This window comes from Sphaerisporangium aureirubrum (assembly GCF_042658925.1).
Classification (GTDB): Bacteria; Actinomycetota; Actinomycetes; order Streptosporangiales; family Streptosporangiaceae; genus Sphaerisporangium; species Sphaerisporangium aureirubrum.
Genome location: NZ_JBHSRF010000045.1, coordinates 40,876 through 61,417, shown reverse-complemented (window position 1 = coordinate 61,417; position 20,542 = coordinate 40,876). Strand labels below are relative to the sequence as shown.

20 protein-coding genes are annotated in these 20,542 nt (G+C 73.3%); 12 read left to right on the top strand and 8 right to left on the bottom strand.

The window, feature by feature from the left end; all coding sequences use genetic code 11:
• Nucleotides 1-15: 15 nt before the first annotated feature.
• The 3 genes from ACFP1K_RS25845 to ACFP1K_RS25835 all read right to left on the bottom strand — a co-directional run bounded on the left by ACFP1K_RS25845 (nucleotide 16) and on the right by ACFP1K_RS25835 (nucleotide 4,149).
• Nucleotides 16-1,257: a hypothetical protein gene (locus tag ACFP1K_RS25845; protein ID WP_380757840.1), complete on the bottom strand. Its 1,242-nt coding sequence runs from the start codon at nucleotides 1,255-1,257 to the stop codon at nucleotides 16-18.
• Nucleotides 1,254-2,534 (bottom strand): HesA/MoeB/ThiF family protein, encoded by a 1,281-nt coding sequence (locus ACFP1K_RS25840; protein WP_380757839.1) that lies wholly within the window; start codon nucleotides 2,532-2,534, stop codon nucleotides 1,254-1,256. Before ACFP1K_RS25840 ends, ACFP1K_RS25845 begins: the two co-directional genes overlap by 4 nt.
• A 610-nt stretch (nucleotides 2,535-3,144) precedes the next feature.
• Nucleotides 3,145-4,149: an ArsR/SmtB family transcription factor gene (locus ACFP1K_RS25835; protein ID WP_380757837.1), complete on the bottom strand. Its 1,005-nt coding sequence runs from the start codon at nucleotides 4,147-4,149 to the stop codon at nucleotides 3,145-3,147.
• Between the two features lie 394 nt (nucleotides 4,150-4,543).
• Here ACFP1K_RS25835 and ACFP1K_RS25830 point away from each other — a divergent pair, with 394 nt between their 5' ends.
• Complete coding sequence (locus ACFP1K_RS25830; protein WP_380757835.1) at nucleotides 4,544-5,551, top strand: helix-turn-helix domain-containing protein; 1,008 nt, start codon at nucleotides 4,544-4,546, stop codon at nucleotides 5,549-5,551.
• Nucleotides 5,552-6,330: 779 nt separating this feature from the next.
• Nucleotides 6,331-7,200, top strand: coding sequence for a cellulose binding domain-containing protein (locus ACFP1K_RS25825; protein ID WP_380757833.1), 870 nt, complete (start codon nucleotides 6,331-6,333; stop codon nucleotides 7,198-7,200).
• A 3-nt stretch (nucleotides 7,201-7,203) separates the two neighbouring features.
• On the opposite strand, the gene ACFP1K_RS25820 is transcribed toward ACFP1K_RS25825, so the two are convergent.
• Nucleotides 7,204-8,190 carry a sulfite exporter TauE/SafE family protein gene (locus ACFP1K_RS25820; protein WP_380757854.1) on the bottom strand — a complete coding sequence of 329 codons (987 nt, stop codon included), beginning with the start codon at nucleotides 8,188-8,190 and terminating at the stop codon, nucleotides 7,204-7,206.
• Between the two features lie 253 nt (nucleotides 8,191-8,443).
• Between ACFP1K_RS25820 and ACFP1K_RS25815 the strand changes: the two genes are divergently transcribed.
• From ACFP1K_RS25815 to ACFP1K_RS25775, 9 genes are all read left to right on the top strand, one after another.
• Entirely contained in the window at nucleotides 8,444-9,259 is an 816-nt protein-coding gene (locus ACFP1K_RS25815; RefSeq protein WP_380757831.1) for an SAM-dependent methyltransferase, read from the top strand.
• A 120-nt stretch (nucleotides 9,260-9,379) separates the two neighbouring features.
• Nucleotides 9,380-10,282: a helix-turn-helix domain-containing protein gene (locus ACFP1K_RS25810; RefSeq protein ID WP_380757829.1), complete on the top strand. Its 903-nt coding sequence runs from the start codon at nucleotides 9,380-9,382 to the stop codon at nucleotides 10,280-10,282.
• 201 nt (nucleotides 10,283-10,483) lie between these two features.
• Entirely contained in the window at nucleotides 10,484-11,389 is a 906-nt protein-coding gene (locus ACFP1K_RS25805) for a helix-turn-helix transcriptional regulator (protein WP_380757827.1), read from the top strand.
• A 28-nt stretch (nucleotides 11,390-11,417) separates the two neighbouring features.
• Entirely contained in the window at nucleotides 11,418-12,791 is a 1,374-nt protein-coding gene (locus tag ACFP1K_RS25800) for a sensor histidine kinase (protein ID WP_380757825.1), read from the top strand.
• A gap of 51 nt (nucleotides 12,792-12,842) precedes the next feature.
• A complete protein-coding gene (locus ACFP1K_RS25795) occupies nucleotides 12,843-14,099 on the top strand; it encodes a siderophore-interacting protein (RefSeq protein WP_380757823.1) in 1,257 nt (418 codons plus the stop codon).
• A 264-nt stretch (nucleotides 14,100-14,363) separates the two neighbouring features.
• On the top strand, nucleotides 14,364-14,807 hold the full coding sequence (locus tag ACFP1K_RS25790) for an SPW repeat protein (RefSeq protein ID WP_380757821.1): 444 nt from the start codon (nucleotides 14,364-14,366) through the stop codon (nucleotides 14,805-14,807).
• A gap of 50 nt (nucleotides 14,808-14,857) precedes the next feature.
• Entirely contained in the window at nucleotides 14,858-15,283 is a 426-nt protein-coding gene (locus tag ACFP1K_RS25785; RefSeq protein ID WP_380757820.1) for a phage holin family protein, read from the top strand.
• The gene (locus ACFP1K_RS25780) at nucleotides 15,280-16,143 is read left to right on the top strand and encodes a DUF3618 domain-containing protein (protein ID WP_380757818.1); all 864 of its coding nucleotides are present in this window, start codon (nucleotides 15,280-15,282) and stop codon (nucleotides 16,141-16,143) included. The genes ACFP1K_RS25785 and ACFP1K_RS25780 overlap by 4 nt, the downstream gene beginning before the upstream one ends.
• A gap of 5 nt (nucleotides 16,144-16,148) precedes the next feature.
• On the top strand, nucleotides 16,149-17,117 hold the full coding sequence (locus ACFP1K_RS25775) for an alpha/beta hydrolase (RefSeq protein ID WP_380757816.1): 969 nt from the start codon (nucleotides 16,149-16,151) through the stop codon (nucleotides 17,115-17,117).
• 9 nt (nucleotides 17,118-17,126) lie between these two features.
• Here the strand turns inward: ACFP1K_RS25775 and ACFP1K_RS25770 are convergent, their stop codons facing one another.
• From ACFP1K_RS25770 to ACFP1K_RS25755, 4 genes are all read right to left on the bottom strand, one after another.
• Nucleotides 17,127-17,492 (bottom strand): fluoride efflux transporter FluC, encoded by a 366-nt coding sequence (locus tag ACFP1K_RS25770; RefSeq protein ID WP_380757852.1) that lies wholly within the window; start codon nucleotides 17,490-17,492, stop codon nucleotides 17,127-17,129.
• Between the two features lie 40 nt (nucleotides 17,493-17,532).
• Nucleotides 17,533-17,880 carry a DUF190 domain-containing protein gene (locus tag ACFP1K_RS25765; protein ID WP_380757814.1) on the bottom strand — a complete coding sequence of 116 codons (348 nt, stop codon included), beginning with the start codon at nucleotides 17,878-17,880 and terminating at the stop codon, nucleotides 17,533-17,535.
• Nucleotides 17,877-18,242, bottom strand: coding sequence for a FluC/FEX family fluoride channel (locus tag ACFP1K_RS25760; RefSeq protein WP_380757812.1), 366 nt, complete (start codon nucleotides 18,240-18,242; stop codon nucleotides 17,877-17,879). Before ACFP1K_RS25760 ends, ACFP1K_RS25765 begins: the two co-directional genes overlap by 4 nt.
• Before the next feature lie 150 nt (nucleotides 18,243-18,392).
• Nucleotides 18,393-19,256, bottom strand: a complete 864-nt coding sequence (locus ACFP1K_RS25755) for an NAD(+)/NADH kinase (protein ID WP_380757809.1) — start codon at nucleotides 19,254-19,256, stop codon at nucleotides 18,393-18,395.
• Between the two features lie 393 nt (nucleotides 19,257-19,649).
• Between ACFP1K_RS25755 and ACFP1K_RS25750 the strand changes: the two genes are divergently transcribed.
• On the top strand, nucleotides 19,650-19,982 hold the full coding sequence (locus tag ACFP1K_RS25750) for a histone-like nucleoid-structuring protein Lsr2 (RefSeq protein ID WP_380757807.1): 333 nt from the start codon (nucleotides 19,650-19,652) through the stop codon (nucleotides 19,980-19,982).
• The last annotated feature ends 560 nt before the right edge of the window (nucleotides 19,983-20,542 follow it).

The following is a 20,542-nucleotide window of genomic DNA, read 5'->3' as shown; positions in this document are numbered from 1 at the left end:
CGGCCGTCTCGCCGCTCAGGGAGTCGCCCGGCGCCGCCGTACCCGCCCGCGCCACCAGGTGACGGCCCACAGCACGTGCAGGGCGGTGAGCGTGACCAGCACGGCCGCCGCGTCGAGGTTGGCTATTGGCGGCCGGTCCGGGCCGAGGGCCGACGCGGCCCGCACCAGCAGCGTGACGTCCGCGGGCAGCGTCACGACGGCCAGCGCGGCGAGGCAGGCGGCGGTGCCGAGCACCTGGACGGCGCTGTACGCCCGCACCGCCCGCCGCTCCCCGGGCGGGAGCCGCGCGCTGGGGTCGGCCGGAGGAGGTCCCCGGCGTCGGGCCGTGTGCCGGAGGCGGCGGGCCGCGTACCGGGCGAAGGCGGCGCCCTCGCCGTACAGGTCGCGGCAGCGGGTGAGGTCCTGCAGGACGAAGTACACGTCGGTCCGCATGAAGACCATGAACTGGAAGGGGAGGGGGAGCAGAGCCAGCAGGGCCACGGCGCCGAGGAGCCGGTGGGGGAGCGTGCCGGGCGCGGTGGCCGCGCCGAGCAGGACGGCGGCCGAGGCGACGGCCACGTTGACGGCGATCCCGGCCAGGTACGCGGTCAGGCGGTGCCGCCGGGGGGCCAGCTCGATGCCGCTGATGTCGGTCTCCATGACGAGGAACTGCAGGCGCGTGCCGAGCCGGATCCGCGCGGGCACCCCCGTCGCGCGGGCCACCACCAGGTGCGCCAGCTCGTGCGCCATCAGGATCGTCCACCCGGCCGCCGCGGTGAACCCGAGCACCAGGCTCCCGTGTGGGCTCCACAACAGGTCCCGGTAGCCGGGCACCAGGCCGGGGCGGAGCACCAGCGTCACCGCCGCGGCCACCGGCAGCGCCACGGCGGCCCAGACCGCCACCGGGCTCAGCGCGAACCGCACGTGCTCCGGCCGCAGGCGGGGGAACGTGGCCCTCGGCGCCGCCGCCGAGGCGAGGTCCCGCCCGCCGGCCTCCGCCACGAAGTCCAGGGCGATCAGATCCTCGACGAACCCCGCGACGTCCACGTCCTGCCCGGTCTCCCCGAGCAGCACCGCGCGCGCCTCCCCGGCGCTCATCCCGTCCTCGAGCAGCTCGACGACCCGCTTCCCCACCTCGGGCAACGCCACGAACGCCCCCACGTCCATCCGCCCCACGATCCACTCGTCCCCGTCCCGCCGCCACGCCAGCCCACGCAGCCGCACGCGCGTCCCCTCACCCACCACCGGCCGCGCTCCCACCGGCACGACATCACTCACGACGCGCCGCCGGACGGCACCCCGGTGGGGCGCGTGTCGCCGCAGGCCGGGCAGTCCGGACGGCGGGGATGACGTTCCAGCACCGGGTCCCCCGGGAGCATCAGGTTGAGGCCGAACCTGAAGCCCGGCTCCATGGGTGGGACCCCCGTGAGCAGGGCCAGTGCCGCGTGGGCGAGCAGCAGGCCGGACATTCCCGCCGTGACGGCGCCGGCGGGGCTCGACGTCGGAATCGGCGCTCCCGCGTCGCCGTCCGCCTGCCCGGTCTCCCGGCGCTCCGCCTCGCCGGCCCGCAGGCACTCCCAGCAGGCGCCCCGGCCGGGCACGTGCACCCCGGCGCTGACGAGCGGGCCCTGGTACCCCCCGTCCACCCAGGGGACGCCGAGCTCCAGGCACACCTCGTTGGCCCACGCGCGGATCTCCGCGGGGCGGTCCGCCGCCAGCACGAGCAGGTCGTACACCGGCAGATCCCGGACGCCCGGCGGGGCGGTGCCGGCGGGCGGCGTGGTGAGCAGGGCGTGGAAGCAGGCGGGGGAGCGGACGGTGTGGCGGGCGGCGGTGACGGTGACGTCGGAGTTCAGGGAGCGCAGGGAGGACAGGGCGGCGTCGGTCTTGGGGCGGCCGAGGTCGGGTTCGCGGAACAGGGGCTGGCGGTTGAGGTTGGAGAGTTCCACCACGTCGGGGTCCACGCAGTGGAGGTGGCCGACACCCGAGGCGACCAGGGACTGGGCCGCGAAGCCGCCGGTGCCGCCGATGCCCACCAGCAGGACCCGGGCGCGGCGCAGCAGGTCCTGCGCCTGCCAGGGGTCGGTGCGGGGGGTGCGGTCCATCCAGCGGAGCAACGCGACGCCGCGGTCGTACCGGGAGCGTTCCCGGGCGGACGGTTCCGGAGAGGCGGCGGGCGCGGCGTCGTCCACGTATCCGGCCGCCTGGAGGTCGGCCATGGCCTGGCGGACGGCGTGCTCGGGGAGCTCGGGGTGGGCGCGGACGACCTCCGCGCGGATCTCCGCGGGGGAGCGGGTGCCGTCCATGGCCTCGGCGAGGGTCCAGACCCAGCCGCCGGGGTCGGCGATCTCGGCCCCGATGCCGTAGACCACGCCGCCGATCCGGACGTTCCCCTCGGTGGTCCGGTACGCGCGGTGCTCGGGTTTGATCCGCGGGCGCTGCGGTGCCTCACCGGCCGTCCCGTCCTCCGGGGCCGCCTCCTGGCGCGCCACGTTCATCGGCCCCCCACCGGCGGTCCCGTCCTCCGCGATCGTCTCCCGGCGCGCCATGGTCATCGGTCCCCCTCCGCCGTCGGTGATGGGCCGCGGGCGCCCCAGAGGACGGGGCGCCCGCGGCGGTGGCACGGTGTCGCCGCCGCGCTCACCGTGCCTGTCGGGTGGTCAGTTGTAGAGACCGGCGCAGTTGCCGGTGGTCTCCTTCTTGTCCAGCGGACGGATCACGATTTTCACGCTCATGGCGCTTTCCTTCCTTGACAACTAAACGCGGCGACGCGCCCTAGCCGCGAGGAACGGGGCCGCCCAATTCCGACGATGCGTAGGAATAACCATCCCGTCGGGCGTGATTCTTCTCTTTTCCCACACGATGCGGCGCTGCTGGCCGAAAACCCCCGGATGGGACGTTTTCGGACGATCCTCGGGTCAGCTGCTGCTTGCGCAGGCGCTCGTGGTTTCCTTCTTGTCCAGCATGCGAATCTCGATCCTGATGGCCATCCCGGCTCCCTTTCCCCTATGTCCGGCGCGACCGCGGCGCCGCTGTGCCGGACCGGACGGAACGCGGCGCCGCGTGTTTTCGACGATGGCAGGAATCGCCGTCCCCGCATTGCCCGCGGGCGCGTGGTTCTTATCTCTGCGTGCACGATGCGCTACCCCCGGCGACAGCCGCCGCTCAGCCGGGCAGCGGCGCCGACAGGCGGCCCTCCAGCAGGGCGACGCCGAGAGGGGAGACGGCGTGCAGGACGGCCGTGCCGTCGCGGTGGGTGGTGATGAGCCCGGCCTCGCGCAGGACCGAGGTGTGGCGGCTGATCGAGGCGGGGGAGGTGTGCAGGCGGCGCGCCAGCTCGGTCGTGGTGGCGCCGTCCCCGAGGGCGTCCAGCACGGCGGCCCGGGTGCGGCCGAGCAGGGCGGCCAGGCCGCGCGGGTCGGCCGCGGCGGGTGCCCAGCGGTGCCGCCGTTCGATGGGGTAGATCAGCACTGGCGGCAGCACGGGGTCGACCAGCGACACCGGCACCCGCTGGCAGAAGTACGACGGCACCAGCCGCAGGCCGCGCCCGTTCAGCCACATGTCCCTGTCGACGTCGTAGTTGACCTCGAGCACGGGGGGATTCCAGCGCATCAGTGGCCGCAGCCCTTCCAGCAGCCCCTCCACCCCGCCGCCCAGCAGGTCCCGGGCCCGCTGCGCCCGGTCGGCGGCGACGGCGCCCTGGATGAGGGCGTGGTACGGCGCGATGGCCGCCTCGTGGTAGTCGCGCAGGGCGTCCGCCATCCCGGTGAGCAGCTTGACGTCGCCCTCGGCGATCGGCCGCACCCACCCGGGAAGGGTGTGGTGCCGGGCGAGCAGCCGTAGCTCGTGCCGCAGCCGGCGCCGGGGGGTGGACAGCAGCGCCTCAAGGCCGTCGTTCAGCCCGCTCTCCGCCTCGGGCGGGGTGAGGAAGTCGGGGAAGTACGGGCCGGGGGGCACAAGCACGTCCAGCAGCCGCGCACCGGGCCGTATCCGGCCGAGCCGCCCCGGGTGCGCGCGCAACTGGCCGAGCCAGGGCCGGAACAAGGGCTGAGCGCCGCTCTCCCTGAGCCGGAAGCGGCTGAGCAGCACCTCCCACAGCGGGTCCGGCGCCGCGGCGACTGTGGTGCGCGCCAGGTCGTCGGCGGTGAAGTGAATGCGCAGTGTCCCCATCGTTCCCCCGTGGAGATGTCGCTGCGAGTGTCTAGAGATCGACGCGAAGTTGCCCCTACGTTCATTCTGGCGTAGTGGGCACGAAATCGCGTGACATCAGGTGACGATTCGGGATTTCTCAGTTCGCTCGTCATTGACACGTTCCAAAACGCGCGCGGCGGCACTTCGGAGGCGCACAGGCTTTCCTGGTTCCACCTGGAGGTTTCCGCGCAGGCGGAATAGAGGTGCCGCGCGGGCCGCGCACGCTGGACCATGGAAAAGTTCGGGGGCGGCTCAGTGGATTCTCCGTGGTGGCCGGACAAAGCGATTGACGCGATGTCAGGGGGCCGTGGTGCGGAACGGGGGTCCGCGCCACGGCCGCCTTCTCCCGGTTCGTTCGACGCAGGAGAGGGCATTGTTGGACACTTCCATGGTGCGGCTCGACGAGGTGCCCGTTAGGGAACGGTTCGACTTCTGGTGGGAGGCAGTCGCGCGGTCGGTGGTCTCGGTGGACGCCGTCAGCGAGCAGGCGTCCGATTTCTGGGCGGAGATGAGCATGGTCGATCTGGGGGTGGCCCGCCTGTCGCGGGTGCGGTGCGCCCCGTTCGAGGCGCGGCGCAGCGCCAGCATGATCCGCAGGTCCGACCCGGGCCTGTACCAACTGTCACTGACCGTCCGCGGCCGGTCCGGGATCCGGCAACTGCACCGAGAGGCCGCCCTGGCACCGACCGACCTGCTGCTGTACGACACCTCGCGTCCCTTCCACGCCTGGGTCTCGCCTCCGCGCCGCCGCACCGGGGGCCGCGGGCGGAACGTGAGCGACGGGCTGATCCTGCAGTTCCCGCACGACGTCCTCGGGTTGCCGTCCTCCTCGGTCGAGCGTCTGCTGGCCGTCCGGATACCGGGACGGCGGGGGGTGGGGGCGCTGCTGCGCACGATGCTCTGGCAGCTCGCCTCGCGGTTCGACCGGCCCACGCCCGCCGACCTGGTCCGGGTGTCGGGCATCCTGCTCGACCTGGTCACCGCCCTGCTCGCGCACGAGCTGGAGGTCGAGGCGGCCCCGGCGCTGCGCGACCCCGACCAGGTGCTGATCCTGCGCATGCAGGCGTTCATCGAGGAGCGGCTGGACGACGCCGCCCTCTCGCCCGCCCTGGTGGCCGCCGCCCATCACGTCTCCCTGCGGCACCTGCACAAGCTGTTCCAGTCGCAGGGCCTCACCGTGTGCGGCTGGATCCGCAGACGGCGGCTCGAAAGATGCCGCCGCGACCTGGCCGACCCCCTGATGGACGCCATGCCGATCCGCGCCGTGGCGGCCCGCTGGGGATTCCCGAGCGACTCCCACTTCAACCGGATCTTCCGCACGACCTTCGGCGAGCCCCCCGCCGCCTACCGCCGCCGCAACCGCGAGCCCGCGGCCGGTTGATCTCCTCGCGGCGGACCGGGCCTACCGGACACCCGGGCCCACCCGCCGCGAGGCCCGAGGGTCGGCGGACCCTCAGAGGACCCACGGCCCCGTGCCGTGGGTCCTCCCCGGGGGGCTCACGTCTCCTCCGGCTCCCCGCTCCCGGCCCCGCTCCCGGCCCCGCTCCCGGCCCCGCTCCCGGCCCCGCTCCCGGCCCCGCTCCTGGCCCCGCTCCTGGCCCCGCTCCTGGCCCCGCTCCTGGCCCCGCTCCCGGCCCCGCTCCCGGCCCCGCTCCCGGCCCCACTCCCGGCTCCCGGCTCCCGCTCTCCGGCTCTGGCTCTCCGGCCCTCCCGTTCCTGCGGTCCCCGGCCCCCGGTGTTTCCGCCCGCTTCCCGGGACTCCGCCCCCTGCCTCCCCGGATCTTCCGGACGCCTCCCGGGCCTCCGGCCTCTGCCTCCCTGGATCTTCCGGACACCTCCCGAGCCTCCGGCGCCGCCGACCCTGGGTCGCCCGGCGGGCGGTGCCCGTGCTCGGCGCTCCGGAGGGTTTCCGCGGCGCCCGGGGTGCCGTTGTGGGGGGTTGTAAATTTCAGCGCGGCCCGTGGCCGCTGCTCACGGGGCGTGTGGCCGACCTGCGGGGGGCGCCGTGCCCCGGCCGGGCGGCGGGGGGCGGCCGTTGACACCCCCGGTGGCCGGGCCGACGATCGCCTTCCATCCCTGGGTCCCCGGTCCCGTCGCGTCCGCGTCGACGGGAGTGCGGCGCTCGTGGCCGGTGCCAGATCCGGCCGAGAAAGGTGAGTCATGCGGTTCACTCGACACCGCGCCGTCACCAGTACGGTCGCGCTGCTCGCCGCGTTCCTCGGCGGGCTCCTCGGCTCGGCCCCCGCCCAGGCGGCGATCCCGGAGCGGCCCGCCCATGTGGCGGCGAACGACGTCCAGCCGCCGGCCAAGGTGACCGGCATCTGGGAGTGCGTCGCGGACTTCACCGGCGCGGTCCCGATGTGCTGGACCCCCGGCACCGACAACGTCGGCGTCGCGGCCTACGACATCTACATGCAGCAGGGCTCGGTCTTCAACCGCATCGGCACCGTCACCGTGCCCACGGTCGACCCGAGGCGGCCGTACTTCGCCGCGACCGGCCTGGTGCCCAACCAGTTCTACACCTTCTACATCGTGGCGAGGGACCTCGCGGGCAACGTCGGCCCCCGCTCCGACCTGTACACGGCCCGCGCCCAGCAGGGCCTGCCGGCGCCCACTCCGACGCGCACCCCGACGGGCGACCCCGTGCCGCCCACCCCCACCCCCACGCCCACGGCCAGTCCCACGCCGACGGGCGACCCGGTCCCCTACCCGTGCGAGGTCACCCACTCGGACGCCGAGTGGGGCACCGGCTTCTCGACGACGCTGCGGATCAAGAACATCACCACCAACCGGTCCTTCGGCCCCTGGCAGCTGCGGTTCCATTTCCCGGGTAACCAGCGGATCACCCAGATCTGGAACACCACGATGACCCAGAGCGGGCAGTGGGTGACCGTCAACGGCCCGAGCTGGTCGGTGATCGGCCCCGGCCAGACCTTCCAGCTCGGCTTCAACGGCAGCTACAGCGGCGTCAACAACCCGCCCACCGACTTCACCCTCAACGGCGCGCCCTGCCGTGCGATCTACCTGTGACGGTCAGTCGCGCCGCTCGGTGACCGGATGATCGTCCTTGGCCCGGCGCCCACCTCGGGAGCCGGGCCACGCCCATGTCCACGGCAGGGGCGTGAGGCCGTGCCGCCTGCGCAGCAGCGCCCAGAAGACCGGCGCGGCGAGCAGCACCGCGAGTAGGATCCACACGGTGGCGGCGTTGCCCGCCCCGAACATCTTCAGCGCCGAGGCGAGCAGGACGAAGGCGAGGATCCGGCGGATCAGCCCGCCCGGCGCGCGGGAGGAGATGCGCGAGCCGAGGTACACGCCGGGGATGGACCCGGCCAGCAGCGCGACGGTGACGGTGAGCTGGAAGTCGCCGAACAGCAGGTGGCCGAGCGCCGCCGACATCACCAGCGGGACCGCCTGAACCAGGTCGGTGCCGACGAGCTGGTTGGCCTTGAGCGCGGGATAGAGGCCGAGCAGGGCCACGATGATGAGCGAGCCGGACCCGACGGAGGTCATGCCGACCACCAGTCCGCCGACCGCCCCGACCAGCAAGGTGGGCGCCGGCCGGACGGCGACGGTGGGCATCCGGGTGGCGGCGGGCTCGCCGCGCTCGGCGGTGCGCCGCCCGGTCGCCGGGGTGCGGCTCTCGGCCCGGTCGCGCAGCGCCAGGTAGCCGCGTACGGCCAGCCCGGCCGCCGCGATCAGCAGCGCGACGCCGAGGGCGACGCGGATGACGGCCTGCACGCCCTCGCCCTCGCCGAGCGCCCGGGCGAACAGCACGCCGGCGAAGGCCGCCGGGACGGAGCCCGCGCACAGCCACCCGACCAGCCGCATGTCCACGGTGCCGCGCCGCAGGTGCACCGCCCCGCCGACGGGCTTCATGACGGCGGCGGCGACCAGGTCGCTGGACACCGCGGCGAGCGGCGGCACGCCGAAGAAGGTGACGAGCATGGGCGTCATCAGCGCGCCCCCGCCCATGCCGGTGAGTCCGACGACGATCGCCACCAGAAACGACCCGATCGCCATGGTGTAGTCGAAATCCACCTTCACAACCTATGGGGATATGGAGGAATCTATGCAGGCGCCCACGCGCCGTGAGAGGCCAAACCGATCGCGTCCCGGGTGTGCGCAGGACACAGATCCACCGACAGATCCAAGAACCGGCGGGCCCGGCGCGGGCGACCCCCGCACACGGCCGCCGAACGCGCATCGGAGGAAATGCCCTCGTGACCACTGAACCGTTCCGTCCCGGGCGCGCCGCCCCGCCGGGGACGTCCTCGTGACCGCCGGCCGGTCGCGCCCGGAGCGCCCCGCCCCGCCGGAGATCGACATCAGCGTGCCGCACTCGGCCCGCATCTGGAACTACTGGCTCGGCGGCAAGGACCACTACCCGGTCGACCGCGCGGCGGGCGACGCGTACGCCGCCGTGTTCCCCGGCATCGTCAGCATCGCGCGCGCCCAGCGGTACTTCCTGGCCAGGGCCGTCAGGTACCTGGCGGGGGAGGCCGGGATCCGGCAGTTCCTCGACGTCGGCACCGGGCTGCCCACCAGGGACAACACCCACGAGGTGGCCCAGCGGGCCGCGCCGGACGCCAGGATCGTGTACGTCGACAACGACCCGCTGGTGCTGACCCACGCCCGCGCCCTGCTCACCAGCACGCCGGAGGGCGCCACCAGCTACGTCGACGCCGACCTGCGCGACCCCGGCCGCATCCTGGACGCCGCCTCGAAGACGCTCGACCTCGGCGAGCCGGTAGCGCTCATACTGCTTGGCGTGCTCGGCCATCTGCCCGACTACGACGAGGCGCGCGCCATCGTCCGCCATCTGATGGACGGTCTGGCACCCGGCAGCCACCTGGCGCTCGCCGACAGCACCGACACCGACGAGGCGTTCAAACAGGCCCAGCGGCGCTACAACGAGGGCGGCTCGGTGCCGTACCACCTGCGCGGCAGGGACCAGATCGCCGCGTTCCTCGACGGGATGGAGACGGTCCCGCCCGGGGTGGTGGTGCTGTCGCGCTGGCGGCCCGACCTCGGCGCACCCGGGCCGGTGGCCGAGGAGCACGAGGTGTGCGGGGTGGGCCGCAAAACCTGACCGGGCGCCGGTACCCGGGCGGCCATATCCGGTCATGCCACTACACGCCGGCTGGGTGTGCTGAAATATGGGTCTTGCGAGGGCTCGCTGTTTGAGCTTGGATCATACCGGAGAGTGATCATGAGCACCGTTCGGCCCCATGGCGACCTCGACGAGGAAACGATGCAGGATCAGCGGCTGTCGGGGCCGACTGTCTTGCGTATGGTCGTGGGCGGTGAGCTGCGCCGCCTGCGTGAGGCATGCGAGATCAGCCGCGCCGCGGCCGGCTACCACATCCGCGCCTCCGACACCAAGATCAGCCGGATGGAGCTCGGCCGCACCGGCTTCAAGATCCGCGACGTGGCCGATCTGCTCACCATGTACGGCGTGACCGCGGAGACCGAGCGCCGGCCCCTGCTGTCGCTGGCCGAGCGGGCCAACCACCCGGGCTGGTGGCACGCCTACGGCGACGCGGTGCCGTCCTGGTTCGAGCCCTACCTCGGGCTGGAGCAGGCGGCGAGCGTGATCCGCGCCTGGGAGGTGCAGTTCGTCCCCGGCCTGCTGCAGACCGAGGCCTACGCCCGCGCGGTCGCCGGGCTGGCACGCGGCCTGTCCGAGGCGGACATCGACCGCCGGGTGGAGCTGCGCATGCGGCGGCAGAGCATTCTGACCCGTCCCCGCCCGGTCCGGCTGTGGGCGGTGCTGGACGAGGCGGCGGTGCGCCGTCTGGTCGGCGGGCGTGACGTGATGCGGGCGCAGATCGCCCACCTGATCGACATGGCCGCGCTGCCCAACGTCACGATCCAGCTCATGCCGTTCAGCCACGGCGGCCACGCGGCGGCGGGCGGCCCGGTCACCATCCTGCGCATGGCCGAGGACCTGCTGCCCGACGTGGTGTACCTCGAGCAGCTCAACAGCGCGATCTACCCCGACAAGCCCGCCGAGGTCGACCAGTACTGGGACGTGATGAACCGCCTGAGCGTCGAGGCCGAGCGGGCCGACGCCACGGTCGACAGCCTCCGGCGTATCCTCGACGAGATCTGAGCCGGTTCCACCGGCCTCCGGTCGCGGCACGGCGCCGGAGCGGTGCGCGTCCTCCTGACCCGCAGGGGAGTAAGGCGCGCCCCAGTGGGGCACCAAGATGTGGTCAAGGGGTTTGACCTGCGGCAATGGGAGAGGCCGCTGCCCGTCCCCTGGGTGTGAGACAACCCCCCATATCTCGCATACCTGTCGTAACTTGATGAAATGGACAGCGACAAACTCCTCGGTGATTTCCTCCGCGCCAGGCGCGAGGTCACGAGTCCCGACTCGATCGGGCTGATCCGCGCAGGCCGTCGCCGCACTCCCGGACTGCGCCGCGAAGAGATCGCGATGATGGCCGGTGTCAGCACCGACTACTACATCAGGCTGGAACAGGGGCGGGAGCGCCGGCCCTCGGAGCAGGTGCTGGGCGCCCTCGCCCGGGTGCTCAACCTGGACGCCGCCGCCACCGACCACCTGTTCGAGCTCGCCCACCCGCGGCCGCGCCGCCCGGCCCGCCGCGTCGAGAGGGTCAGCCCGGGACTGCTCAGCATCCTGCGGGGGCTGGAGTACACCCCGGCGTTCGTCCTCGGCCGGTGGATGGACGTGCTCGCGGCCAACCGCATGACCAGGGCCCTGTACGACGGCCTGGAGCACAACGACAACCTGCTGCGGCTGACCTTCCTCAACCCCGAGTCCCGCGGCTTCTACGTCGACTGGGAGGTCGCGGCGGCCACCAAGGCGGCGCTGCTGCGCGGCCTGGCCGGCACCGACCCCGACGACCCGTACCTGCCCGAGCTGGTCGACGAGCTCTGCGACCAGAGCCCGGACTTCCGCCGGATGTGGGCGCGGCACGACGTCGACGTCGCGGGGGACCAGGACAAGCGCTTTCATCACCGGCTGGTCGGCGATCTCACGCTCACCATCGAGCGTCTCTTCGCCGGCAACGCGCGCGGCCAGCAACTCGTCGTCTTCCAGGCCGAACCGGGTAGTTCGTCGGAGTACGCCCTCGGGCTGCTGCGGCGCCTGCTCGACGGCGACGGCGAGGCGGGACGGACCCATGACGGGTTCCCCCGGCCCACGTTCGACCGTCTCGGCTCTCCGGCCGCCCTCGGCGGCGTCCGGTCGTGAGCGGACCCAGGTGAGGAAAGCGCTTACCGTGAAAATTCCCCGACCGGTCTCGATCCGGGCCAGATACACGGTCGCCGCCATCGTCACCAGCCTGATCGTGCTGACCGTGATCGGCGCCTGCCTGGACGCGGCGGCCCGATACAAATCGGTGGTGGACACCTTCGACTCGACCAAGCGCGTGGCCAGCCAGTGGAGCGCGGCCGTGCGGGCGGGCCGGGTGCCGCGGGTCATCCCCGCGATAAGCCCGGTCGACCTGATCCAGGTGGTCGACCACGCCGGACGGGTCGTGCGCGCCAGCGAGCAGGCGGCTGGAGCCGAGCCCCTGAGCAACGTGCGGCCGCCCGCCGACGACCGCTTCGAGGAGGTGACCGCCTGCCCGGCGGTGATCGGCTGCGTGATGGCCATGGCCATCCGGGTCACCCCCGCGTCGGACTCCCTGGTGGTCTACGCGGGGGTCCGCACCCCAGCCGTGCTCGCCAACGGCCGCCTGGAGGCGGGCATCGCCGGTGGCGTCCTGGTGCTCACGGGCCTCTCGGCCTGGGTCACCTGGGTGCTGGTGGGCCGCACGCTGTGCCCGGTGGAGGCCATACGGACCCGCATGTCGCAGATCACCGGCAGTGACCTGAGCCTGCGGGTCCCCGTCCCCCCCGGCGGCGACGAGATCGCCCTGCTCGCGCACACCGCCAACCAGACCCTCGCCCGCCTGGAGGAGGCGGTGTCGCAGCAGCGCCGGTTCGCCTCGGACGCCTCCCACGAGCTGCGCACCCCGATCGCCGGGCTGCGCCTGCGCCTGGAGGAGGCCCTGCTGCACCCGGCGGACGTCGACCCGCGCGCGTCCATCCAGGCGGCGCTCGCCACCGTCGACCGCATGGAGGCGATCGTGGACGACCTGCTCGTGCTGGCCAGGCTCCGCTCCGGCGACACTGCCTCCGGCGAGCCGTTCGACCTCGCCATGCTGGTCGCCGAGGTGGTCGAGGACCTCGCCACCGGCATGCCGGTACGGGTGCACGTGACCGACCGCGTCTTCATCCGCGGCTCCCGGGTCCAGGTGATGCGCGTGCTGGAGAACCTGATCGCCAACGCTCAGCGCCACGCCGAGTCCACCGTGGCCGTCACCGTGGGCGAGGAGGGCGGGCTGGCCGTCCTGGAGGTCACCGACGACGGCGGCGGCATCTCCCTGCGCGACCGTGAGCGCGTGTTCCAGCGTTTCGTCCGGCTGGAGGACGGCCGCCGCCGCGACCCCGACGGCACCGGCCTCGGCCTGGCCATCTCCCGCGAGATCGCCGAATCCCACGGCGGCAGCCTCCGCATCGAGGATTCCTCCCGCGGCGCACGATTCGTCCTGCGACTCGACGTGGTCCGCGTCGAGGCCCCCGTGGAAACGGCCCCGCTTGCTAGTTAGGTAAGGCATAGCTAAGTTGCTGGCGAACGCGATTCCCGACGGAGGGGCCGAATGACCGCCAGCACCGAGCGACCCACCGACGTCCCCACCCACCCGATCGCCCTGGCCCATCACGCCGCGCCCGCCGCAGGGGAAAACCCCGCCGCCCGGCGTCCCGCCGGGGAGAGCTCCGGCGCCGCCGAGGGTCCCGCCGATCGTGTCCCGGCTGGGGAGGGCTCCGCCCGCCCGGTCGCCGCGGAGGGTCCCGCCGATCGGACCGGAGCCGTTGCCGTCGGGGACTACGCCGTCCGTGCGGCCGTCGCCGCCGATCGCGTCGCGGCCAGGGAGAATCTCGCCGGCCCGGCCCTCGACGCCGGGCATTTCACGCATCTTGGTGTGAGGGATGTTCCCGCCTATCGGACGTTCCGGGCGTGGGTCGGGAGTGTCGTCCGGGTCGGGCCCAGTTTCGTGAGGGTCACTCTTGTCGGGGATGATCTGTGTTGTTTCGCGGACAACGGCTTCGATCAGCGGATCAAGCTGGTGTTCCCGGATCGCGACGGCGGGTACTCCTCCTTCCCGGACGGGGAGGACTGGTGGGAGCCGTGGCGGGCGCTGCCGCCCGAGCGGCGCAACCCCGTCCGTACGTACACCGCCCGCGCCGCGCGGCCCGGCTGGCGTGAGCTGGACGTCGACTTCGCCCTGCACGGTGACGGCGGTCCCGCCTCCCGGTGGGCCCTCGCCGCGGGGCCCGGGCACCCCCTGCTGGTCATCGGGCCGGACTCGCGGCACGACGGCCCCGTCGTCGGCGCCGAGTGGTCGCCTCCGCCCGGGGCGACCCGGCTGCTGGCCGCGGGGGACGAGACGGCCGCGCCCGCCCTGTCGGCCATCGCCGAGCGGCTGCCCGCGCACGTGGACGCGCGCATCCTGGTGGAGGTGCCCGAGCCCGGCGACGAGTTCCCCCTGGACGTGCCGCCCGGCGTACGGGTGACCTGGCTGCCGCGCCACCGCCCCGGCGCCCCCGAGGCCCGGCACGGCGACCTGCTGATCCCCGCCGTACGGGAGGCGGCCCGCGCCCTGCGCGCCGGGACGGCGGCCCGGGTGCCCGTCGACGTGCGTGACCTGCCGCCCCGCCCCGGGGCGGGGGAGGACGAGCCGCTGTGGGAGGTACCGGGCCAGGCCACCGCCGACGACGGTTTCTACGCCTGGCTGGCGGGCGAGGCGGGCGTGGTGAAGCTGCTGCGCCGCCACCTGGTGGGCGACCTCGGCGTCGACCGCACGGCGGTGGCCTTCATGGGCTACTGGCGTCTCGGCCGCCCCGAGATCGACTGACCGCACCCCCCGGCCGCCGCCGCGGTGCGCCCGCGGCCGGGGGGCCTCGTGGCGGTGGCGGAGGCCTCGTGCTGGTGGCGTCGCGGCGGCGCTCCCGGCACGAGGCCGTTTCGCCTTCCACGCACCGGCCTATTCCTCGGTCGCAAGTCCGAATAACGGGCGTGAACAGCCGAAATATTTGCTTTGGTCGTTGTTGAGCGGCTTTTGCCGAGGGGTATGGCGAGATAAAGCCGTTCCTGGAGGAAGTCGGAAGGCGGTGAGGTCATGACCAGACCGACCGGCCTGGAGACGCACCCCGACATCATGGAGATGCGGGCCAAGTACGAGAGGGCGAGTTGTAGCGCGGGTGCGCAGGCCATCGACGGGATGACGTTGCTCGCGGGGCTGTACCTCGCGATATCCCCCTGGGTGGTGGGATTCAACGGGAACTCGCGAATGGCGGTGAACAACCTGGTCGTCGGGTTGTTTCTCGCGGCGCTCGGGCTCGGGTTCGCCTCGGCGTACGGCCGCACCTACGGGCTGACGTGGCTCGCCCCGGTCCTCGGGGTGTGGACCATCCTGTCGCCCTGGATCCTGCGGTCGGCCACGACCGGCACGATCTGGAACAACGTGGTCACCGGCGTGATCATCCTGCTCCTCGGCCTCGGCGCGATGGCGGTCGGCACCCGTCAGATGCCGATGTCGCGACCGGGGCGGGATTTCCGTTAGCCCCCGGGCGTTCAGGGCACGCGGATGGTGACCCCCGAGAAAGGTGCGCCATGACAAGCCTCAAGGAACGGGAGATCGCGGCGAACCCGTACTCGTCGCTCGGTACCGCCGATCTCATCAAGCAGATGTCGGAGGACGTGTCCCGGCTGGTCCGCGACGAGATCCGGCTGGCCACCCTGGAGCTGACCCGCAAGGGCAAGCGGGCGGGCGTCGGCGCGGGAATGTTCGGCGGCGCCGGCGTCCTCGCCCTGTACGGCGGCGGCGCGCTGGTCGCGGCCGTGATCCTCGCGCTGGCCCTGGTCATGCCCGGCTGGCTCGCCGCGGTGATCGTCGGGGTGGCCCTGATGATGCTGGCCGCCCTGCTGGGCCTCGGCGGCAAGCGCCAGGTGTCGAAGGCCACGCCGCCCCTCACGAAGGAGACCATGAAAAGCATCAAGGCCGACATGGACGCCGTGAAGCAAGGGGCACACCGATGAGCGAGATCGACCCCGTGGGCGCCTCGTACCGCCCCACCGCCGGCGAGGTGGGCCTGCACCGCCAGGAGCCCGGCACCGCGACCCCGGAGTCCGCAGGCCCGTCCCTGAACGTGCCCCGCACCCAGGCCCCGCACAAGCCGTACGTCAAGCCCGTGGTGAGCCACGGCAGGGGCGACCCGCTGGCGGGCCTGTCCGGCTCCCCGGCCCACCCCTCCGAGCCGGGGACGGGCCCCCAGACGGCGGGCATCGCCGGCCGGACCGGCCAGATGACCCACGACGGCCGCCTCTCCGAGGAGGACCGCCTCCGCGAGGAGATCGCCCAGACCCGCGAGGACCTGGGCCGCACGGTCGAGGCCCTGGCGGGCAAGGCCGACGTCAAGGCACGCGCCCGCCGCACGATGGCCGCGGCCAAGAGCCGTCTGACCGGTCGTGGCACCGCACGCCGCCGTGCCGCGGGCATGTCCGCCGGCACGGCCTCCGGAGCGGGTGGCAGGGGAGCCCGCGACATGGCCGCCGGGGACGGCGCCGGGCGCGGCACGGCCTTCCGGAGGGGTGACATCGCCGGAAGGGGCGGCGCCGCCCGCGACAGGGTCGCCGAGCTGGCCGCGCGCCTGCGCGGCGGCCCGCCCGCCACCACCCGGCGGCTGGGCGACGGCCAGGTGGACGCGTCGGCGTTCGACCGCGCCGGGAGCATGGCGGATCGCGTCATCGCGCAGGCCGCCAGGCACCCGCTGGCCCTGATCGCCGCCGGCGCCACCAGTGTCGCCGCCGCCACCTGGTCCTCCTGGGCCCGGAGCCGCGTCTCCACGGCGCGGCGCCGCCCGGCGCGGCGGCGCACCCTCCGGGTCCCGCGCTCGTAACCGCCGTGACCGTACGACTCGATCCCGAGCTCGCCGCCGGGCTCGCGCGGATCGGCATGGCCGGCGGGACGGCGGCGCCGACGGCCGACGAGCTGCCGGGGATCCGGCGGCAGATCGCCGAGACGCTCGCGGCCGGGCGGTTGATCGGCGGGAGGCCGGACGGCGGCCGGGTGCGGATCGCGGACCGGTGGACGCCCGGGACGGACGGGGGACCGGTCCGGCTGCGGATCTTCCGGGCGGCGCGGGTGACGGGGGAGCTGCCCGCGCTGTACTGGGTCCACGGCGGCGGAATGGTCGCCGGGATGGTCGAGATGGACGACGGGATCCTCTGCCGGTACGCGGAGGACCTCGGCTGCGTGGTGGTGTCGGTGGACTACCGGCTGGCGCCCGAGAACCCGTACCCGGCGGCGGTGGAGGACTGCTACGCGGGCCTGGCCTGGGTCGCCGGGCACGCCGCCGAGCTCGGCTGCGACCCGGGACGCCTCGTGGTGGCCGGGGCCAGCGCGGGCGGCGGGCTGGCGGCGGCGACGGTGCTGCTGGCCAGGGACCGGGGCGGCCCGGCGCCGTCGTTCCAGCTGCTGATGTGCCCCATGCTCGACGACAGGAACACCACGCCGTCCAGCCTGGAGTTCACCGACGCGATCGCCTGGAACCGTGCCGCCAACCTCTTCGGCTGGACGGCCCTGCTGGGCGACCTCGCGGGCACCGGAGACGTGCCGCAGTACGCCGCACCGGCCCGCGCGGACGACCTGACCGGCCTGCCGCCCGCTTACGTCGACGTCGGGGAGCTGGAGGTGTTCCGCGACGAGTGCATCGACTACGCCGCCCGCCTGGCCCGCGCCGGGGTCTCCACCGAGTTCCACCTGTACCCGGGCGCCTTCCACGGCTTCGACTGGCTCCTGCCCGACACCGCCCTCAGCCGCCGCGCCGCCGACCTGAGGACCTCCGCCCTGCGCCGCGCCTTCACCGCCTGACCCGGCGTCTCAGCCGCCCACGAGACGGCCGAGCAGCATCCCGCAGGCGCCCGCGGCGAGCCCGGCCGCGACGCTCGCCGCCACGTTCAGCACGGCGAGCAGCCGGGCCCCCGTCTCGGCGAGGCGCAGCGTCTCGTACCCGAACGTCGAATAGGTGGTGAGCGCGCCGCAGAACCCCGTGCCGGCCGCGGCCATCACGCCGTCACCGGCGGGCAGGGCGGCGAGGAAGCCCAGGATCGCCGACCCCGCGATGTTCACCACCAGTGTCCCGAACGGGAACGCCGAGCCGGTCCGCGACTGCACGGCCCGGTCCGTCAGGTACCGCAGCGGCGCCCCGACGGCCGCGCCGCCCGCCACCAGCAACACCCCGGTCAGGTTCACGGTTCCCCCGTCCCCGCCGGGGATCCCAGAGCGCTCACGAGTCGTCCGCCCCCCGGCCGGTGTAGCGGATCACCTCGACCGGGTCCAGCACGACCAGCCCTTCGGTGACGAGCTCGTCCAGCCGGGGCAGGAACGCGCGGACGCGCTCCTCGGTGTCCACCACGATGACCGCCACCGGCAGGTCCTCCGACAGGGACAGGATGCGGGCGGTGTGGATGCGTGACGACGCGCCGTACCCCTCGATGCCCCGCAGGACGGTGGCGCCGGCGAGCCCGTCCTCCCGGGCTCGGCGCACGATCTCGTGGTACAGCGGGCGGTGGTGCCACTGGTCGGTCTCGCCGACCATGACGGTCAGGCGGACGGCGGGGCCTTCGAGCTTCACGGCGATCCCTTCCGGCCGGACGGCCGGACCGCCGCGCGGGTGAGCGCCACGCCCGCGTACACAGCGGCCAGGGCCGCCGCGGCCGTCCCGGCCAGGTACGTGAGAGCGGTGACCGGCGCGCCCGCGGCGAGGGTGCGGCCGATGTCCAGGACGTACCCGGAGATCGTGGTGAAACCACCGAGCACCCCGACGCCGAGGAACGGCCGCACCAGCCGGTGCGGCCGGGTCGCCTCGGTGATCACCACCATCAGCACCCCGATCAGCAGGCACCCGGACACGTTGATGGCGAAGGTCGCCCACGGGAACCCCCCGGGCGCCGGGGGAAAGGCCACCCCGAGCCCGTAGCGCGCCAGACTCCCCACGACCCCGCCCGCCGAGATCACCCCGATGACGTCCCACGACCCCCCGGACCGCGAGGGCTTTCCCGGGCCGGGCGGTCGCGCGCCCCCGTCCCCGGGGCCCGGCCGGGGCGTGGGCCCGGTGCCGGGCGTGGACGGTGGCGGGCCCTCCACTCAGTCGACCTCTGCGCTGCCGCTGACCCTCAGTTTGCGGCGGGCGCGCTCGTAGAAGGTGGTGATGCCGAGCCGGACCACCCGGCCCGCGCCGCGGATCGCGTTGACGGTGATGCTGTCACCCGGTGACAGGCGCGCGGCGACGGAGCCGTCGACCTCGACGGCGAGTTCCCCGCTCGGGGGCAGCAGCTCCAGGGTGACCTCCTCGTCCGCCGAGAGCACCAGCGCCCGGTTGAACGACGAGTGGGCCGCCGCCGGGACCACGATGATTCCCTCGACCAGCGGCGACACGATGGGGCCCCCGGCGGAGAAGTTGTAGGCCGTCGAGCCGGTGGACGTCGCGACGATCACCGCGTCCGAGGCGTAGCGGACGAACGGGTGGCCGCCCACCGAGATGGCCACCGCGGACAGCCGGTCGCCGGGGATGCGCACCAGCGCGATGTCGTTGAACGCGGTGACGGTCAGGCCGCCGGGCAGCGACGCCCGCACCGCCATGCGCGGCTCGACGGTGAACTCGTGGTTGTCGATGGCCGACAGCGCGGGGGGCAGGTCGGCGACGTCGATCTCCGCGAGGAAGCCGAGCTTGCCGAGGTTCACCCCGAGCACCGGCGTGGCGCGGCCGTTCGCCAGGCGCATGGTGCGCAGCATGGTGCCGTCGCCGCCCAGGCTCACCAGGAGGTCCGATCGCTCCACCAGGCTCGCGCCGTCGACCGCCACCGCGCTGCAGTGGATGCGGTCCACCTCGTCCGGCAGGCCGAGCACCGTGCCGCCCCGGACGGCCGCCCAGTCCACGATCGTCTTGATGGCCTCCTCGGAGTCCCGCGCCGGATGCAGCACCAGCCCCACGGTCTTGACCATGCCCATGAGCCAAGCGTACGGGGCGCCGGTCGCTGGTCCGGGGCCCGCCCGCGCCCGCGGGAGAAGCGGTCCGGGCGTCCGCCCCGCGCACGCGAGAGAGGTCAGCCCGGCCGGGCGGCGCGGGCTGGACGTGACAACGCAGCGCGGGGGCGGGGAATGTGTAGTCGGCACTATCTTCCACCCGGCCGGTATATGGTCCTGACACGCGAATCGGTGTCCGGGTACGGCCAGCGGTTCGGTGACTCGCTGGTCGCTGCCGATAAAGGGGCCCGGTGCCCGATTCCTCGCATACTTACGTTGCCGGACCCATCAATGCGTCATGCTGTTCCGAGCGTGGGAACCGACCGATGGCGGGTATATTCTTGGGGAGTCAAACTATGCTCCCTGAAAGGAGTGGAGATGGCGACACAGATCCAGACGCTACTCATCGACGACCTCGAAGGCGGTGAAGCAAAAGAGACGGTCCAGTTCGCGATTGACGGGACCAGCTACGAGATCGACCTGAACGACAAAAACGCCAGGAATCTCCGGGAGGTGCTTACGCCTTTCGTGTCCAGCGCACGCAAGGCCGATCACGGCCAGGTCCGTGGCCGTAAGCGCGGCGCCTCCCAGCGGCCGGCACGCGACAAAAGCTCCGAGATCCGGGCATGGGCCAAGGCCCATGGGCTGAACGTCAGCGAGCGGGGCAGGATCGCCTCCCACATCGTCGCCCAGTACGAAGCGGCGCAGTGAATGATTAACCCGTCCCGCCTGGATTAGTCGCCCCGGCGAGCACGAGCCCGTCTCTTGGGCCCGCACCCGGCGGGTCGTTGCCGTGTGAGGCTGTGCTCGCATCGGGGGACCTGGCGGGGCGGGGAGGGCCTTCCCGGCCCTGGCCGCATCCGTTCTGGCCTGCGTCGTTCCCCGTCCTCGGCGGGGCGTGGCGATCGCGGTGGCGAAGTTCGGGTGACTAGTGCTGACTTCAGGGAATTTGTAAGGTTGACCCCTATTCATTGCTCCATCCGGGTGTTAGCCGCCACAGCGGCCCCCTCGGCGGAGTCTCCGGAAATCATGGCGTCGCCGCCTCATCATCCGCATGTCTTTCCGGTGATTGCGGGCCTCCCGCACCATGCCCACACGGTTGGTGTGCGGTTCCGGGGCACGTCCCGTGCCCGGTCAGGGTGTATGCGCGAAGTTCCCCGCGCCGTCATTGCGGTAAATCGGTGCGGCCGGGACGTGGCCGGAGCGGTCGTGGCCGCGATATTATCCGTCTCCCGGGTCTCACCCGTCGCCGGCGCCCCGCCGCCGGACAC

Excerpts from the sequence above, each read along its gene's own strand:
- ACFP1K_RS25810 (WP_380757829.1), top strand. The coding sequence starts at position 9,380 with ATGAGCACCGTTCGGCCCCATGGCGACCTCGACGAGGAAACGATGCAG.
- ACFP1K_RS25805 (WP_380757827.1), top strand. The coding sequence starts at position 10,484 with ATGGACAGCGACAAACTCCTCGGTGATTTCCTCCGCGCCAGGCGCGAG.
- ACFP1K_RS25840 (WP_380757839.1), bottom strand. The coding sequence starts at position 2,534 with ATGACCATGGCGCGCCGGGAGACGATCGCGGAGGACGGGACCGCCGGT.
- ACFP1K_RS25780 (WP_380757818.1), top strand. The coding sequence starts at position 15,280 with ATGAGCGAGATCGACCCCGTGGGCGCCTCGTACCGCCCCACCGCCGGC.
- ACFP1K_RS25785 (WP_380757820.1), top strand. The coding sequence starts at position 14,858 with ATGACAAGCCTCAAGGAACGGGAGATCGCGGCGAACCCGTACTCGTCG.
- ACFP1K_RS25790 (WP_380757821.1), top strand. The coding sequence starts at position 14,364 with ATGACCAGACCGACCGGCCTGGAGACGCACCCCGACATCATGGAGATG.
- ACFP1K_RS25825 (WP_380757833.1), top strand. The coding sequence starts at position 6,331 with ATGCGGTTCACTCGACACCGCGCCGTCACCAGTACGGTCGCGCTGCTC.
- ACFP1K_RS25795 (WP_380757823.1), top strand. The coding sequence starts at position 12,843 with ATGACCGCCAGCACCGAGCGACCCACCGACGTCCCCACCCACCCGATC.
- ACFP1K_RS25835 (WP_380757837.1), bottom strand. The coding sequence starts at position 4,149 with ATGGGGACACTGCGCATTCACTTCACCGCCGACGACCTGGCGCGCACC.
- ACFP1K_RS25820 (WP_380757854.1), bottom strand. The coding sequence starts at position 8,190 with ATGGCGATCGGGTCGTTTCTGGTGGCGATCGTCGTCGGACTCACCGGC.
- ACFP1K_RS25750 (WP_380757807.1), top strand. The coding sequence starts at position 19,650 with ATGGCGACACAGATCCAGACGCTACTCATCGACGACCTCGAAGGCGGT.
- ACFP1K_RS25755 (WP_380757809.1), bottom strand. The coding sequence starts at position 19,256 with ATGGGCATGGTCAAGACCGTGGGGCTGGTGCTGCATCCGGCGCGGGAC.